Source organism: Telluria sp. ZB2R32 (genome assembly GCF_059685715.1).
Window position 1 is genome coordinate 478,911 of record NZ_JCASIG010000002.1, and the last position, 16,851, is coordinate 495,761.

14 protein-coding genes are annotated in these 16,851 nt (G+C 65.0%); 9 read left to right on the plus strand and 5 right to left on the minus strand.

What is annotated here, in order from left to right:
• Positions 1-100 precede the first annotated feature (100 nt).
• The 3 genes from AC56LG_RS07085 to AC56LG_RS07095 all read right to left on the minus strand — a co-directional run bounded on the left by AC56LG_RS07085 (position 101) and on the right by AC56LG_RS07095 (position 2,077).
• The gene (locus AC56LG_RS07085) at positions 101-847 is read right to left on the minus strand and encodes an anti-sigma factor (RefSeq protein WP_497165404.1); all 747 of its coding nucleotides are present in this window, start codon (positions 845-847) and stop codon (positions 101-103) included.
• Between the two features lie 8 nt (positions 848-855).
• Positions 856-1,476: an LON peptidase substrate-binding domain-containing protein gene (locus AC56LG_RS07090; RefSeq protein ID WP_497165405.1), complete on the minus strand. Its 621-nt coding sequence runs from the start codon at positions 1,474-1,476 to the stop codon at positions 856-858.
• A 124-nt stretch (positions 1,477-1,600) separates the two neighbouring features.
• Positions 1,601-2,077: a cupredoxin domain-containing protein gene (locus AC56LG_RS07095; RefSeq protein WP_497165406.1), complete on the minus strand. Its 477-nt coding sequence runs from the start codon at positions 2,075-2,077 to the stop codon at positions 1,601-1,603.
• 222 nt (positions 2,078-2,299) lie between these two features.
• Here AC56LG_RS07095 and AC56LG_RS07100 point away from each other — a divergent pair, with 222 nt between their 5' ends.
• On the plus strand, positions 2,300-4,573 hold the full coding sequence (locus AC56LG_RS07100) for a CHASE domain-containing protein (RefSeq protein WP_497165407.1): 2,274 nt from the start codon (positions 2,300-2,302) through the stop codon (positions 4,571-4,573).
• A 74-nt stretch (positions 4,574-4,647) separates the two neighbouring features.
• Here AC56LG_RS07100 and AC56LG_RS07105 read toward each other — a convergent pair whose 3' ends face one another.
• Entirely contained in the window at positions 4,648-5,616 is a 969-nt protein-coding gene (locus tag AC56LG_RS07105; RefSeq protein WP_497165408.1) for a homocysteine S-methyltransferase family protein, read from the minus strand.
• A 249-nt stretch (positions 5,617-5,865) separates the two neighbouring features.
• Between AC56LG_RS07105 and AC56LG_RS07110 the strand changes: the two genes are divergently transcribed.
• Entirely contained in the window at positions 5,866-7,146 is a 1,281-nt protein-coding gene (locus AC56LG_RS07110) for a cytochrome P450 (RefSeq protein ID WP_497165409.1), read from the plus strand.
• 107 nt (positions 7,147-7,253) lie between these two features.
• Positions 7,254-8,222, plus strand: a complete 969-nt coding sequence (locus AC56LG_RS07115; protein WP_497165410.1) for an MBL fold metallo-hydrolase — start codon at positions 7,254-7,256, stop codon at positions 8,220-8,222.
• 15 nt (positions 8,223-8,237) lie between these two features.
• On the opposite strand, the gene AC56LG_RS07120 is transcribed toward AC56LG_RS07115, so the two are convergent.
• Positions 8,238-9,374, minus strand: coding sequence for a GGDEF domain-containing protein (locus tag AC56LG_RS07120; protein ID WP_497165411.1), 1,137 nt, complete (start codon positions 9,372-9,374; stop codon positions 8,238-8,240).
• Between the two features lie 413 nt (positions 9,375-9,787).
• Between AC56LG_RS07120 and AC56LG_RS07125 the strand changes: the two genes are divergently transcribed.
• The 6 genes from AC56LG_RS07125 (at position 9,788) to AC56LG_RS07150 (ending at position 16,637) form a co-directional block, all read left to right on the plus strand.
• Positions 9,788-10,546: a hypothetical protein gene (locus tag AC56LG_RS07125; protein WP_497165412.1), complete on the plus strand. Its 759-nt coding sequence runs from the start codon at positions 9,788-9,790 to the stop codon at positions 10,544-10,546.
• Between the two features lie 106 nt (positions 10,547-10,652).
• Positions 10,653-11,738, plus strand: a complete 1,086-nt coding sequence (locus AC56LG_RS07130) for an HAF repeat-containing protein (protein WP_497165413.1) — start codon at positions 10,653-10,655, stop codon at positions 11,736-11,738.
• A gap of 104 nt (positions 11,739-11,842) precedes the next feature.
• Complete coding sequence (locus AC56LG_RS07135; RefSeq protein ID WP_497165414.1) at positions 11,843-12,916, plus strand: HAF repeat-containing protein; 1,074 nt, start codon at positions 11,843-11,845, stop codon at positions 12,914-12,916.
• Positions 12,917-13,970: 1,054 nt separating this feature from the next.
• Positions 13,971-15,536, plus strand: coding sequence for a pilus assembly protein TadG-related protein (locus tag AC56LG_RS07140; protein WP_497165415.1), 1,566 nt, complete (start codon positions 13,971-13,973; stop codon positions 15,534-15,536).
• On the plus strand, positions 15,533-16,030 hold the full coding sequence (locus tag AC56LG_RS07145) for a TadE/TadG family type IV pilus assembly protein (RefSeq protein ID WP_497165416.1): 498 nt from the start codon (positions 15,533-15,535) through the stop codon (positions 16,028-16,030). Before AC56LG_RS07140 ends, AC56LG_RS07145 begins: the two co-directional genes overlap by 4 nt.
• Positions 16,017-16,637, plus strand: a complete 621-nt coding sequence (locus AC56LG_RS07150) for a TadE/TadG family type IV pilus assembly protein (RefSeq protein ID WP_497165417.1) — start codon at positions 16,017-16,019, stop codon at positions 16,635-16,637. The genes AC56LG_RS07145 and AC56LG_RS07150 overlap by 14 nt, the downstream gene beginning before the upstream one ends.
• The last annotated feature ends 214 nt before the right edge of the window (positions 16,638-16,851 follow it).

Below are 16,851 nucleotides of genomic sequence, written 5' to 3' on the forward strand. Positions count from 1 at the left end.
TGATGCAGGCAGGTGCAATTCTCCGGAATCGGAGTGATTTATATGTGCAACCGGAGTGACGCGGGCGAGACGCGGGCTTTACGCGTGGACGAAGTCCACCCTACCCTTCGCGTCGCCAGCCGCGGGCCTGGGCGGCGCGTTCGGCGTCGGGGCGGAGCGGGGTGCCGGCGATGCGGCCGTCGATGGCGTCGAGCACGGCCGGCGGCAAGCCGGTGCCGTCCATCCAGGCTGCGCCCGCCGCGCCCTGCGCCAGCACCGGCACCTTCCAGGCGCCGCCGTCGCGGCAAGCCAGGCCGGCGGTCGTGTCCATCACGAAGCTGCGGCAATACTTGCCATCCTTGGCCAGAAAGCTGATGCCGATGCGCACCCGCCCCGACGGACCGGGGCTGGCCAGCTGCGCGCTCAGGGCCGCTGCCAGGCGGCCCTGCGCCACCAGCGCGCCGTCGGCGCCGCTGAGGGACGCCAGTTCCGCTTCGCCCTGCCAGGCACGCCAGCCAAAAGCGCCGGCGAGGCTACCCGCCACCAGCGCCGCGGCCAGCGCGCACCAGTGGCGCAGGGTCCAGGCCGGCGGCGGCGTCGGCGTGGGCAGCGGGCCATTGCGCGCGGCGCGGACCATGTCGAGCTGGACGATCTTGGCGCCCCCGGGGCAGCCATGCGCATGCGTGTGGCTGCCGCCCTCGCGCCCGCCCGCCACCACGCCGTAGACGCGCGAACGCCGGGCCCGCAACTGGGCCACGCGCGTGGCGATCGCCGGGTCGGCGCGCAGCGCGCGTTCGACCGCCGCACGGGCCGGCTCGGCCAGTTCGCCGTTGACGAATGCAAGCAAGAGTTCGTCCGAAAATTTCATGGCAGTGGTTACGAGGTGATCAAGCCATGTTCGTCCAGCACGTCGTGCAGCAGTTCGAGACGGATCACCGGATTGTCGAGCATGAGCATGTTGTGCTTCTGGTTGTTCGGCAAAGGCAACAGTTCACACCAGCGGTTGGCGACCCAGCCACAATCTTCCAGCCGGAACGGGGGCTGTACAGGCCAGCGCTCCTGCGGCACGTCGTGCAGCGAGGCCAGCACCCGGTCGAGCGCGTCGGACGCGCCTTGCAGTTCGGCGGGAATGCGTACGGCGTGGTCGTCTTCCACCAGTTCGACCTCGGCGACCCACAAACCGTTCAGTCGTTGTTGCGACGATTTGACTTCGAAGCGCGCGCCGCCGCGGCAGACCACCTGCAACAGCCCCGGCGTGGTGGCCGTGGTATCGCAGACGGTGGCGAGCGTGCCGCTCTCTACGAAGCGCTCGGGCTGCCCGCCGCGCGCGCGCACTTCATGGCCCTGGGTCAACAGGACCACGCCGAAAGGCGTGTCTTCGGTCAGGCAACGGCTGACCATGTCGAGATAGCGCGCCTCGAACACCTGCAGCGGCAACACCCCGTCCGGGAACAGCACCGTGCTGAGTGGAAACAATGGAAGGGAAATCGTGGCCATGCCCCATCATGACAGAATCGCCGGGCGGACCGCAGCACGATTGCCGACAGCGCGCCGCGCTTGCCGCCGGGCTCCTGGGGCGCGTTCGCAGGACAATAAATCAGGGGAATTGACAGGACGAAAACTACTTCTGCGGCGCCATGATCGGTAATGTCCGCAGTGTCTGCATTAACGCACCAAGGCGCCATTTAAAACGCTCCCAGCCGGGATCGGGCAGGCGCACCACGCGCACGGTCAGGGTGCCGCCGGCCACGTCCGGACAGGCATAGTCATACGTCCCGGCCTGCTCGAAGGGCAGGCGGAATTCCTGGCCGGGCAGCAGTTGCAGCGGGCCGAACACGTGAGGATGGCGATCGAGATTGCGCAGCAACAACACATCCTGCACGCCCAGGGTCAGGCGGATCTCGCGCGGCAGCGCCGGTGCGCGCGCGGCAGCCAGGCCCGCCGCGCCGGCCCCGACCGGCGCCGGAAAGGTAAAACCGCGTTCCTGGCTGGGCGTACGCAGCGGCGCCAGCGCGCCCCACAGCAGCGCCAGCAGCAGTACACCGAGCACGGCGCACGGCAGCCGGTGGCGGCGCAGGAGGGAATCGGGGGCGATCATGGGAATCTGGTTCTATGCGCCGGACAAATGCGGCGGCCGATTGTAGCACTGCGAATATTGTATTATGCAAACAAAACCACCGGCCGGCCGGGCTGGCCGCCCCCACACGTGCGCCTGTGGCGGGACTGGCCGCGTATGCTGGCCGGTGCCAAGGCTTGCACCGAGCCCCCCTCACTCCTGCCGTCCGCGGCCGACTTTCGACCCGACTACCGACCCGACTACATGCAGCGTTCCGATCCCGACGAGACCATCTCCATCCCGGGCGCCCGCCTGCGCCAGGGATGGGGACCCCTGATCCTCGCCGGCCTGGTGTTCCTGGTGTCGCTCCTGATCACCTGGGGCGCCTGGAGCGGCGCGCGCCGCGATGCCGCCACCGATCTCGCCGGACAGTTCGATTACCGCGCACGCGACCTCGTCAACACGACGGTGCGGCGCATGGCTGTCTACGAGCAAGTATTGCGCGGCACGCGCGGCTTCATGCGCGGCAGCGTCGACATCGACCGCCGCGACTTCGCGGAATATTTCCAGACCCAGAACCTGCAAGAACATTTCCCCGGCATCGAGGCGCTCGCCATCGCCAGCATCATTCCTCCGGCGCAGCTGGCGGCGCACGAGGCGGCCCTGCGCGCGCAGGGGTTTGGCAGCTACGCCGTGCATCCGCGCCCAAACGGCGGCTTCGCCACCTCGATCACCCATATCGAGCCCTTCTCCGGACGCAACCTGCGCGCCTTCGGCTTCGACATGTACAGCGAACCGGTGCGCCGCGCCGCGATGGAGGCCGCACGCGACAGCGGCGCCGCCGCCCTGTCGGGCAAGGTGGTGCTGGTGCAGGAAGGGCATAACGCCCAGCCCGGCTTCCTGATGTATGTGCCGGTGTACCGCAAGGGTGCACCGATCGCCAGCGTCGACCAGCGCCGTGCGGCGATCGTCGGCTGGGTGTATGCGCCGTTCCGGATGGCGGACCTGATGCGCGGCCTGGGCGGCACCCACGCGGACGACCTGCAGGTGGCGGTCTACGACGGCGCCCGCGCCGATCCGGACGCGCTGCTGTTCCGCTCGCAGGATGCCGTGGCCTGGCGCCAACCGCTGCACCGGCGCACGCTGCCGGCCACCATTTCCGGGCGTCCCTGGCTGATCGACATCGCCTCGTCCGCCGCGTTCGAGGCGGGGCGTGATACGCGCCGCCCGCAAGTGATCGCCACCACCGGCATCGGCCTGGGTTTCCTGCTGGCCCTGGTGGTGTGGCTGCTCGCCAGCGAACGGCGCCGCGCCGTGCAGCTGGCGCGCGCGATGACGCTCGAATTGCGCCAGTCCTACGAGCGCATGGACCTGATCCTGCAAAACACCTACGACGCCTTTATCGCCATCGACAACGATGGCCGCATCACCGACTGGAACCCGCGCGCCGTGCAGCAATTCGGCTGGACGCGCGCCGAGGCGCTGGGGCGCGAGATCGGCGAGCTGCTGGTGCCGCCGGACCAGCGCGTGGCCGGCGAACGCGGGTTTGCACAATTTGCCCGCGACGGCCAGCCGCTAATAATGGGCGAGCCGGCCGAAGTCATGGCGCGCCACCGCGAAGGGCACCTGGTGCCGGTCGAAATCGTGGTCGCCGCCCTGCCCGCCGAAGTCGGCTACGGCGCCAGCGCCTTCCTGCGCGACATCCGGCCGCGGCGCGAAGCCGAGGCGCGCGAGCAATTGCGCAAGCAACGCCTGGACGAGGCGCGCATGGCGCTGGCGCGCTCGCAAAAGCTGGAAGCGGTCGGCAAGCTCACCGGCGGCGTGACCCACGACTTCAACAACATCCTGCACATCATCAGCGCCAACGTGCAACTGCTGCAGAAGGCGGGCACCAATGGCGGCAACATCGAAAAACGCCTGCGCAGCATCCAGGACGCGGTCGAGCGCGGCGCCAAGCTGTCGGCCCAGCTGCTCGCCTTTGCCCGGCGCCAGCCGCTGCACCCGAGCCTGGTCGACGTCGGCCTCTTGCTCGAACGCATGGACAGCCTGCTGCACCGCGCCGCCGGCGATGCGGTCGCGATCGAGCTGGCGCGCGCCGGCGACCTGTGGCACACGCTGGTCGACCCGAACCAGCTGGAAAACGTCCTGCTCAATCTCGTCATCAATGCGCGCGATGCCATGGCCGGCAGCGGCAAGGTGACAATCACGCTGGCCAACCGCACGCTCGACAGCGAGCTGGCCGGCGACGACCCGGAACTGGCGCCGGGCGACTACGTGCTGATTGCCGTGGCCGACAGCGGCGAAGGCATGCCGCCCGAGGTCATCGAGCGCGCCTTCGAACCCTTCTTCACGACCAAACCCGAGGGCAAGGGAACGGGACTGGGCCTGTCGATGGCGCACGGCTTCGTGCGCCAGAGCGGCGGGCACATCCGTATCGACAGCCGGCTGGGCGAAGGGACGACGATCAGCATTTATTTGCCGCGCGCGCTGGCGGAGGTGGATGCGGCCTTGACGCCGCCGGCGGCAACGACGCATTGAGCCAACGAGACGCGGGCTGAACGCGTGGACGGCTCTGCCGTCCACGCGTTACACGGCATCCTTCCCACCGCAACCTACGGCGGCCCGGCACGCGCCGCCCGCCCCGTCAGATGCCGCGCAATCGACGCCACGTGGCGCTCGTCCGTACCGCAGCAACCGCCGACCACGTTCATGCGCGGCAACAGGTTGTGCAGCGCCAGGTATTCTTCGCCCAGTTCTTCCGGATCTCCGTCGTCGAGCTCGGTCGATTCGTCGAGTTCGGCGTGGCTGAGGCGCGAGGCGTTGGCGCGCAAGCCGTGCAGGCGCTCGCGCCAGGCGCCGCCCTCGGCCAGCGCCGGCGCGAGATGGGTCGGATGCACGCAATTGACCATGTAATAGGCGGCGTAGTTACCGGTTTCGGCATCGGTGCGCAGAACGGCGTCCGACAGCGAGTCGCCGGACGGCAGGCGGCCGTCGATTTCCAGCGTAAAGGAAATGGCGACCGGCATCTCACAAGCCGCCGCCGCGTCGACAATGCCGATCGCCTCATCAGGATAGGTGATCGTGAATGCGGACACCATGTCGGCTTCGGTGCCGGAAAAGGTGGCGATCTGTGCCAGGTGGTAGTCGTGGGCGGCGGCCGCGCTCATGCGGAGATCAGCGCGGTAGCCGTCGCCGCGCGGTCCCAGGTTGCCGCTGATGACGACCGGCGTGAGCGGGCTGTCGTAGGTGGCGCGCACCTCGGCCAACAGCGCCACCGCGTCGCGGTTGGCATCGGCCAACGCCAGGGCGTTGTAACCCAGCGCCTGTCCCCAGTCGGGATTGGCGCGCCAGGTCGGGGTTTCCAGCACCAGCCCGGTCCGCTGCGCCTGCGCCAGGCGCGCAAACTGGTCGAAATACGCCTTCAGGGCCGCGCGCCCGCGCTCGTCGTCCAGCAGCACGAAGGATGCGAACGCGGGCAGCGTGAAACTTTGCTGGAAGGAGAGCACCGTTTCCAGGCCGGCATCGGCCAGGAACAGGCGGCCCTCGAGCTGGGGCAGGCGCTTGCGGTAACGGCTCATCATGAACACTCCTGAAGCACTCCTGGTCAGGCCGGCAATCCAGCGGCACGCAATACTGACTTGGAACGCGACCGGACGCCTGCGGTTCCCGTACTGACGCGGCGCGCGCGTGATGCGCCGCAAGACGCCCAGGCGCGGGCACTGGCACGCCGCTGGCTTGTGCATAAAACACAACAGGGCCGCGTTGCGAGCGCCAGCGCACATTCGGAACACGGCTGCTCTGGCACACTCGGGGGCAAAAGGAGAATGCCCATGAATGCCCCCCATTCCACCGCCCTGCCCGTGCACCGCACCATCCCCCAGGCGCCCGGCTTCGACAACTCGATCGCGCTCCTCAGCGAGGGCTACCGTTTCATCGGCAACCGCTGCGACGAACTCGGCTCCGACATTTTCGGCACCCGCCTGATGCTGCGCCGCGTGGTCTGCGTGCGCGGCGAGGCGGCCGCGCGCATGTTCTACCAGCCGGGCCGCTTTACGCGCCAGGGCGCCAATCCCCCGACCGCCATGGCCCTGCTGCAGGGTCACGGCAGCGCCCACGTGCAGGACGGCGAAATGCACCGGGTGAGAAAGGCGATGCTGATGTCGCTGCAAACGCCGGCGTCGCGCGCGCGCCTGGTCGACCTGGCCGAACGCGAATGGCGCCTGCGCTTCGAGCGCTGGCCGCGCCTGCGCCGGCAAGTGCTGATCCAGGAAGCGCAGGCCGTGCTGTGCCGCGCCGCCTGCGCCTGGGCCGGTGTGCCGCTGGCCAATGTTGAAGAGGAAGTGCTGCGCACCGCGGAATTCTCGGCCATGATCGATGGCGCCGGCGCCGTCGGCCCGCGCAACTGGCTCGGCGCCTCGCTGCGCCGCCATACCGAACAATGGGCGCACGACCACATCGTGGCGGTACGCACCGGCCGTCCGACCGACCCGGAAAGCCCGCTGGCGACGATCGCCTTCCACCGCGACGCCGACGGCGAAGTGCTGTCGAATGCGGACGCGGCGGTGGAACTATTGAACGTGCTGCGCCCGGTGGTGGCGGTGGCGCGCTACATCGTCTTCGGCGCACTGGCCATGCACGATTACCCTGAATGGCGCACGCGCCTGGCCGGCGGGGACGATGCCGCACTGGAGATGTTCGTCGCGGAAGTGCGGCGCTATTACCCCTTTTTCCCCGCCATCGGCGGCCGCGCCAACCATTCCTTCGCCTGGAACGGCCTGCAGTTCGACAAGGGCGACTGGGTCTTGCTCGACATGTACGGCACCAACCACCACCGCGGCACCTGGCCCGACGCCGATCTGTTCAGCCCGCAACGCTTCGAAGCGCGCAAGGACAGTGGCTTCGACCTGATCCCGCAAGGCGGTGGCGATGCGGCCTCGGGCCACCGCTGCCCGGGAGAGGCGGCTACCATCGAACTGACCAAATCGGCGCTGCGCCTGCTCGCCGGCGCTATCCACTACGAGGTCCCGCCACAGGACCTGACCGTGAGCCTGGAGCGTATGCCGGCCCTGCCCGCCAGCGGCTTCGTGATCGAAGGGGTGCGGCCGGCCTGACCTGGCGGGCGCTGCCGCGCCCATGCGGCTGGCCTGCCGCCATGCTCGGCAATTGTCCGCCGCGTTCGCCCGGTTCGCGCATAATCGCGAAAACAAGGACCGACACGATGGAACTGCAATTCCTGGGCACCTCTTCCGGCACGCCGAGCCGCGCGCGCAACGTCGCGGGCCTGGCGCTGCGGGCGACGGGATCGAAGCACTGGTATCTGGTCGACTGCGGCGAAGGCACGCAGCACCGCATCCTGCGCACCCATTACTCGCCGATGAGCCTGCGGGCGATTTTCATCACCCATATCCACGGCGACCACTGCTACGGCCTGCCGGGTCTGCTGGCCAGCGCCGGCTTGCTCAACCGCAGCGAGCCGCTGTTGATCGCCGGACCACCCGCGGTCGAACGCTTTGTGCGCGGGGTGATGGAGAGCACCGAGCTGCGCCTGCCGTACTCTCTCGAATTCGCCGCCGTCGAACCGGGCTGGACGAGTGCCGCGCTGCCCGACTTCCACATCGAAGCGACCGCACTGTCGCACCGCGTGCCCTCGTTCGCATTCACCTTTATCGAAAAAAGCGTCGAGCGCCGCCTCGATACGGCCAAGCTCGAACGCGACGGCATCGTTTCCGGCCCCGGCTGGGGCCAGCTCCAGCGCGGCGAAGACATCGATTTACCGGACTGCCGCGTCGCCCGCAGTGCCGACTACATCTTGCCGGGCCGGCGCCAGCGCAAGATCATCGTCGCCGGCGACAACGACACGCCCGCCCTGCTCGCCGCCCAGGCCGAGGACGCGCACTTGCTGGTGCACGAAGCGACGTATACCGAAGAGGTATTGCAAAAGGTCGGACCGGGACCGCAGCACAGCTCGGCACGGGCGACGGCGTCCTTTGCCGAATCGGCCGGGATTCCGAACCTGATCCTGACGCATTTCAGCCCGCGCTACCAGCAAGCAGGCAATGGCCCGTCGATGGCCGACGTCGAGGCCGAAGCGCGCGCGGCCTACACGGGGAACATGTTCCTGGCGAGCGATTTACAACGGTATACGCTCGACCGCCATGGCGCGCTGGGATTGCTGGCCGATAACTGAGACTTATCGCCGGTATCAAACCAACTGCAACGACTCGATCCGGTCACGCCCGTTGCGCTTGGCCCGGTACATCAACTCGTCGGCAGCCGTGATCAGCCGGCGCAGCGGCGCATCGGAAGTTAGCTGCGCGAGGGCGACGGTGGCGACGCCGAAGCTGGCGGTGGCGCGCAGTCGGGTTGCGCCATCGTGCGACACGACTTCGGTCGCGGCAAAGGTGACGCGCAGGCGTTCGGCCAGGCGGATGCCGCCGCCCAGATCGGTCCCCGGCAACACCACCAGGAATTCCTCGCCGCCATAGCGCACCACGCTGTCGATGCCTTCGCGGGTGGCGGCGTGCAGGATGCGCGCGAAGCCGCGTAGCACCATGTCGCCGTCGCCATGGCCGTGGGTATCGTTGATGTGCTTGAAACGGTCGATGTCGCACAGGACGACGGTGAGACTGTTGGCGTCGAGCGCACGGCCGGCCCACTGCCCGCCCATCAACTGGTCGTGCAGGTAGCGGCGGTTGAAGCAGCCGGTCAGATGGTCGCGCTCGGCCGCATGTTTCAGCACCGACCAGGAGCGGTATTCCTGGCGCGACACGTGGTTGAAACGGCGCGCGGCCAGGAAGCCGAAGGTATTCACCAGGACCAGCAGCATGACCATCGTTAATTCATCGGCAAACGACATGCGGCTGTACTTGTCGGCGAGCGCGACAAAGGCCAGCGTCGCCGCCACCGCCAGCGCCGTCGCATAGCGCAGGCGGTTCGGGATATACAGATAGATCACGACCAGCATGATTGCCAGCGACATCGCATGCCAGTGGAATTCGCTTGGGCGCAGCAATGAGATAAGCATGAAGCTGGCGAGCGCCACACCTTCGGACAGCGAGGCGGCAATGCGCGTGGCGCATACCGACAAGGCGCGCCGGTAAGCCAGCCAGGCGCAGGTGCCGGCAATGACCGCCACCAGCGTACGGGCGGCCAGCGACACCATCGTTTCAAAGCCCCAGCCGAGGAAGGCGAGGTCGGTGGCGAAAAAGCCGAGATAAAAAACAGTGCAAAACACCAGCGTGAAGCCGAGCAACTCCTGGGTCTGGGCCTGCTTGTGTTTCAGGTACGCGCCTTCAAGTGGCGCGAGCGCGAACTCGCCGGTCAGCGAATTGATTTCCATGGGAGAAGCTCCAACGCCCTGGGCTTTGCTGATCAGAATGCTATTTTGCCAGTAATGTGGCCTAGAAGAAATCCCGACATTCTTGCTTGTGGCCGTTTTCAGACATAGCCCGAGAAAAACATCCCGCGCTGCCTGTCCCGCAGGCGCAACAGGCGCCCCCGAATCGGCATTCGCCTGCAAGCGCTACCCATCTCGCATTGTGCGGTGCCAAATCCAGCCAGCGCCAACGGCGTACCTTGACTGACGAGCAGGCGCTGCCTGATGCAAGCCCTTGTTTCTTAAAGAGATTCTCATGTCGATGCGAAACGATTTCGCTTTAATGTTGCCGGCTTCAGCGCCGCGCGAGACGAGCGACGGGCGCAGATCGGCGGCTCTGTCCCTCGTCGCAGGTCTTTGTTCATGGGGAGATGATCATGTGGAAGCGAAACAGTTTGGCGTGGATACTACTGGCCGCGGCATGTGGACTGGCCGGCGCGGCACAACCCCGGATCGAGTACAGGTTCACCCGGGTGGCGCCCCTGATCAGCGGTGGCCTGGCCATCAACAATGCCGGCGCAACCGTCGGCGACTTCCAGTTCACCGGCGCCGGCGCCCATGGTTTCCTTACCCGGGGCAATAGCACGGTCGAGATCGGTGGACTGGGCGAATTCCGCATTTTCAGCATCGCCAACGGTATCAACGACCGCTTCCAGGTGGTCGGCACGTCCGACGTCAGCGGCGGCACCCGTGGCTTCATCTACGGGCGCGGGGTGCCCAGGGACGTCAACCTCTTCCTGCCGCCGACGACCACCGCGGCCGCCATCAACAACGCCGGCTACGTCGTCGGCACCTACCAGTTCAACTTCGGGCCGCGGCGCGGCTACCTGCGCGCGCCCGACGGCGGCTTCCGCGACATCGGCGCCCTGCCGTTTACTAACCCGTTCACGCTGCCGGCAGCGATCAACAAGCATGGCCAGGTCGTCGGCGGCTCCGGCCCCTTCGTCTACCGCGGTAACAAGATAGAAAGCACCAATGCCCTGATCGACCCCGCCGGCGGCTACACCATCACCAGCATGCAGGGCATCAACGACAAGGGACAGATCGTCGGCACGGCGAACCAGGCAGGCGTTGCCTTCGGTTTCGCGGTGCGGCTCGATCCGTGCCACGGCGCAGCGGACGCGCGCAAACAATGAGCGAACCGGTTGGCGCACCGATCCACGGAAGCCCCGATGGCGGGCGCAATCTGACGGCGGCCTTGCCATTGCCGCTCCCACCGGCCGTCAACTTATGGAGAATGCCATGCGAACCCCTCATCGCCTAGCGCTGTTCCTGCTACCGTTCACCCTTGGCCTGGCGCATGCCGCCCCGCCCTACCCCGAGTACCGCGTCACGGTGGTGGGGCCGGCCAACAGCACCGCTACCGACATCAACAGTGCCGGCGTCGTGGTCGGCACCTGGCCGGCCAGCCCGACCTCGACCCACGGTTTCCTGAACCGCGGCAAGGGCCTGGTCGACCTCGGCACCCTGGGCGGCAGCGCGAGCGATGCCGTCGCCATCAACGACAAGGGCGAAGTGCTCGGCCACTGGACGACCGCCAGCGGCCAGCGGCGCGGCTTCATCTACTACCAGGACAAGCGGCGTGATATCGGTGCACTGCGCGGCACGTTCGCGCGCTATACCGACATCAACAATGCCGGCTACGTCACCGCGACCGCGGAGTCGCCGCGGTTTCCGGGCGGCTGGCGCGGCTACCTGCGCGACCCAGGTGGCAAGTTCCGGGACGTCGGCAACCTGACCTTCCCCGACTGGCCCGATGTACCAACCCTGAACACCGCCCTGGCGCTGAACAACCGCAATCAGGTGACTGGCGAGACCGGTCCCTTTTCGCAGCCGGACCAGCCGCTGCGCGCCTATACCTGGACCAATGGGGTGATGCGTGACCTGGGCGACTTCGGCTGGGCGCCGAACGGCGGCAACGCCATCAACGACCGAGGGCAGATCACCGGCTACATGTCGGTGCCGACCGGCTTTCGCAGCCGCGTCGCGTATATCTACAGCCATGGCCGCCTGATCGACATCGACGGGCGCGGCGGCGCCGTCGCCGAACGCTCGAGCGCGGGCGCCGGCATCAACAATCACGGCCATGTCGTCGGCAGCAGCGACCACCTGTCCGGCTTCGTGTACCGCGGCAAGCGCATGCAAAGCCTGAATGTGCTGATCGACCCGAAACTCGGCTGGGACATCGTCGAGCCCGAGGCGATCAACGATGCCGGCCAGATCGCGGCAACGGCCTTGCGCAATGGCGTGCCCTACGCTGTGCGGCTCGACCTGATCCGGCCGAGCGTACTGGCGGCGCCCCAACTGGAGAACAAGGACGCCGACTGACGCACGCAAGATGTTGCCGTATCGGGAATCGCCCTGGTGACGGGTGTCACGTTGCGGCTGGCGCCATCGCCTTGCCCAGCCGCTTTCACCTTCTGGAGATGGTCATGGTCACACGCAATCGCATTTCAATGGCGTCGCTGTTCTTGCTGTCGCTCGCGGCAGGTATGGCCAACGCGTCCCCCGGCTATGCCGAATACCGCGTCGCCGTCGTCGGCCCCGCCGGCAGCCGGCCAACCGGCATCAACGCCGCCGGCGCCGTCGTCGGCACCGTGCAGACCGGCACCCTGGTCTACCGCAGCTTTGTCAACTACGGCAAAGGCCCGGTCGGCCTGAGTCTGCCAGGCGCCACGTCCAACATCGCGGTGGCCATCAACGACAAGGGCGAAGTCCTCGGCAACTGGACCACCACCACCGGCCAGGCGCGCGGCTACGTGTATTACCGCGGCAGCTTCCGCCCGCTGAGCGGCCCCGGCGGCGCCCCCGCCCGCTACGTGGACATCAACAATGCCGGCTATATCCTGGCGGCGGCCAGTCCACCGACCACCGATCCGGCCGGCAGCAACCCGCGCGCTTACCTGCGCGCGCCGAACGGCAAGTACCAGGACATCGGCACCCTGCCCTACGACAACCCGACTACGCAGCCGGAAGCACTCAACAACCGCAACCAGGTCACCGGCGAGTCCGGGTCGCTGTTCAGTCCGGAAATCCCGTTCTACGCCTTTGTGTGGAGGCAGGGCGCCATACGCCAGCTGGGCGACTTCGGCTTCACGCCCAGCTACGGCCTCGACATCAACGACCGCGGCCAGGTCGCCGGCTACACCTCGACCGAAACCTTCCGCGAAGCCCTCGCCACCGTATGGACTCACGGCCGCCCGACTCTGATCGACACCCGCCCCGCCGGCGATTACCGCTTCAGCACGGCCCAGGCCATCAACAACCACGGTCACGTCGTCGGCAACAGCAACCACCTGGGCGCGTTCGTCTACCGCGGCAAGCGGCTGGAAAGCCTGAACGCGCTCATCGACCGCAAGTCGGGCTGGAGCATCAACTTCTCGCGCGGGATCAATGATGCCGGGCAGATCATCGCGGACGCGTCGCGGGGTGGCGTGGGGTATGCGGTGCGGCTGGATTTGATTCGGCCGCATGCGCTGGGAGCGGCGCGGGTGGATGAAGACTGAGCTCGCTGCGGCGACGTATTGAAGGAAGGAGTGCCGCTTGGCGCGGCCGCAACATCCGGACCGCGTTACCTTCCTTTAATCTTGCTCATTTTTCGAAGACCTCCACCCGCGTTGAGCGGCTGCCGCCGATGTTGGGGGAGCATCCTGATGATTCCCATCAATGGTTCAGGATACTTTGATTGCAGCGGAATCCTTCGTGGTCCACACTTGGCCGAGCGAGCCTTTGCCTGCTGGACAACAGCTTTATTCGCCGCCAATAAAGGAAGATGCCATGGACTCGAATAGCGTTCGGCTTGCGAAGCCTCGCCCATACTGGTCATTCATAGCGCTTCTCTACTCGCTTTTAGGCTGGGTGCTTTTCGACGCGTGGCTATTCTTGCTGAGTGCGGGATTTTTATGGCACGTACTCGTAGCGATTCCAGCGGCTACGCTTGTTTTCCGGTCCGCCATGTGTCCATTCATCGTTGGCAGTAGCGTGGTCGAACAAAGCAAGGGCCCAGTTGCGGAATCACGCTGGGAGAAATTACCATGTGTCCTGCTCTATGTTGTAGGCGCGACGTTCGGGGCTTTTGTCCTAAACGGGAGCTTTATTCTATTCGGAGTAATTGTAGCTTTGTTCACTTTCGCTCCGTGGGCTAGGCTTCCTTTTACCCGTAACCATATCGCCATATCTTGCCTCACTACGATAAGCGGATTTGTATCCGTCCTTGTGATTGGTCATCGCTTTATCGATTTCATGTTTCTTCCCTTCGCCGCGTGGGTCTTCTGGGCATTTGCGTGCGGTGCATTGCTTTTCAGGGCAGAAGACGTGCAGCGTGCCAGGCAGGAAACGACTGTGGCGACGAAACCCAATGAAACCGAGACTCGCCCGATCCACTCCCCTGGCTAACCGCCATTTCTGCCATTCAGCTTCTGTTTGAAGCATCTACGCGCACGAGATATGCAACCTTACTTCTGGCCAATCTCAACTTTGTCAGCTCTCCACTCGCTAGAATTATTTCGTTCGAGCCAGAGCTACCAAGCACTTCAATGGTCCAAGGATATGAGGCAAGGTATGGCATTCCGGCAGCAAGCATCTCGTGCACAGCACAACGCTTTCACAAATAAAGCAGCCAGGGACCGGCGCCCGGTGAAGACTACCCTCTCGAGACAGGAGGGTGCCTTTGCAGTGATGTTTGCCCCATTGCTCATTGTGATAATCGGTTTTTGGGCCCTTGCTTTGGATATTGGACAGGTTTATAACCGTAAAGTCGACATGTACGGAATAGCCAAGGCGGCCGCACTGGCGGCGGCCCGAGAACTCAACGGAACCCCCGAAGGGCTTGTTGCGGCGAGGGACGCAGCGAGTGCCGCGGCAGCCAATCTTCGCTACCAGAATTATGGTAACGGCACTTCCTTCACCTGGAGCGAGGACGCTCTCAGTTTCGGCACTACTCCCTCGCGCTCGGGGACCTGGATCCGGTCGGCTAGCGCAGGAGGATCAAGCACCCAGGTAGCGGATCTTTTTTTCGCGCGGGTGGATACTGCGGATCTTGGTCCAGCCATTGGCAAAGTTCATACCTTTTTCCTCAAGATCCTGACCGGTAATACGGTGACGGCCCAGATCAGCGACAGTGCGATCGCCGGAAGGACGTCGGTGAAGGCGATGCCAATCGGGATTTGCGCGATGTCGCCGGACGCCGCGAAAGCACGCCCAGCACCCAGCCCTGCCGAGCCGACGCTCTCCGAGCTGGTGCAATACGGGTTTCGGCGCGGAATCAGCTATGACCTGATGAAGCTCAATCCAAATAGCACAACGCCGATCCGTTTCGCAATCAACCCGGTCGCTGAACCAGGAACAAACAGCCAAAGCTTTGACATCTCAGCGCTGCAACCATTTGTGTGCAGCGGTTCCATGTGGGTGAGACGACTAACTGGCAACACGATTCGCGTCTCCGCGCTCCCCGACGCGTCCCCGCTTGCATCGTTGAGGGCTGCGATCAACACGCGTTTCGACAATTATGCGAACGGGTCCTGTACTCCGATCAGCGCGGCGCCGGACCAAAATATCAAGTCGTACGCATATGACCAGACAGGTGTCGTCAAGTGGATGAGCCCTAACAAGGGGGCGGCGGCCGTGGCAACAACGACAGAGCGTGGCAAGAGTGAGCCCGTCATTAATCTGCCAGCGGCACCGGCGTCACCCGAGCAGTACGGCCCTTTGTGGGCATATGCGAAAGCAGTCAAAGCACCGTCGCCTGCCGATTCGCCCGAACCCGCCAGCGGTTATGAAACGTTTTCCACCACGGACTGGCCGAGCCTTTACCCAGCAGGTCCTACTTCACCAACTTACCCAACAGCGCCGGCAGTGCCCTATGTTCCGTCCGCCACAGCCACCGCCTATTCCGAACCTCCGCGTCTTGCAAACAGACCGATGGCGCTTCGGGATCGGCGAGTATTGAACATCCCGCTGCTCTCGTGCTCCCCGACAGCGCCGTCCGGTTCGAACGCGTCGGCAACCGTGGTTGCGATCGGAAAATTTTTCATGACTGTTCAGGCGACGGACGAGAGCCTCATCGCCGAGTTTGCAGGATTATTGCCCATTCAATCGTTGCCAGGTCACGTAGAACTCTTCCCATGAACAAATTTCGTTTCGATACTGTCCACAGGTCGATGAAACGCCAGGCTGGCAGCGCAGCGGTAGAGCTCGCGCTCCTCCTGCCGATTCTCGTACCATTTCTTACAGTAGGTTTCTTCACTGTAAGCATATTGTGGCATTACACGATGGCACAGAAAGCGGCGCAGGACGCCGCACGCTACCTTGCTACCTTGTCACGAGCCGAAATAACGACCCCAACGCTGGCGAGGGCGGCGGATACAGTGGCAAGACAAATCGTCACGCGGGAACTCGCTGACTCTTCCCCTGGGATAGCACCTGTAGGCCTCGTAGTGCTCTGTAACGCCTCGGCCTTCGCTCCTGCCCTTTGCGCCGACGTCGCACCGGGCCCTAATGTCCCGGACACTGTCCAGGTGAATTTTTCGATCACCATGTTTGACCCTTCGGGGTTTGTTGATACTGGATGGTACGGTCTAAGGATCACCGCTAGCCACAAGATGCGCTATGTCGGCAATTAATCTCTCTCGGCGCAACGGCTGGCGCCCCCTCAAGACACAGGCTGGCACCGCAGCGGTGGAGTTCGCGCTGCTCGCCACGATCTTTTTTATGTTGGTTTTCGGCATCATTGAGTTGGCACGCCTCCTGTTTGTCTTTAACACCCTGCATGAAGTTACACGCAGGGGTGCTGCCGCAGCAGCACATGTCTATCCGCGCGACACTGACGCAACTGCCCGGGTAAGGCAACACGCGATTTTCCGAAGCTCCCCAGGTGGCCTCGTGCTTGCGGAACCTGTTACGGACGAATACATCCGGTTGGAATACCTACGGTTTGATTTGTCCGTGATACCTGATAGCTCATGGCCAATCAACGCGGCTGCCAACAGGCAGATCTGCATGAATAACCCGCAGGCGCCCACGTGCATCCGCTTCGTGCAGGTTAGCGTCTGCGACCGGGGAGTACAGAACCAGTGCAACAACGTGACCTCGAGGATGCTACTGTCGCTGATCGACCTGCGCGTGCCATTTCATCGAGCAACGACGATTGTGCCAGTCGAGTCTTTGGGATACGTTCCCGGGACCCTTCCACCACCACTGCCACCACCGCCGCCGCCTTGCCCATGCTAGTAAGCGAGCTACCGGAAAAGGGCAGCTAGGAGCCGGCGGAAGTGGCGTGCGTCGGGCGCTCGATATATCGGCCCGTCGAGCTGTCGCAAGGCCTGCGACGAGTAGAGGTGGATCGAGAAAGCGCCAAAGATCAAGCTGTACCGGGAGGCGAAGCGCCGGATGCGGTGGATGACTCCGGCGCAGGCAAAGGCATTGCTGGCGGAGTATCAGGAGC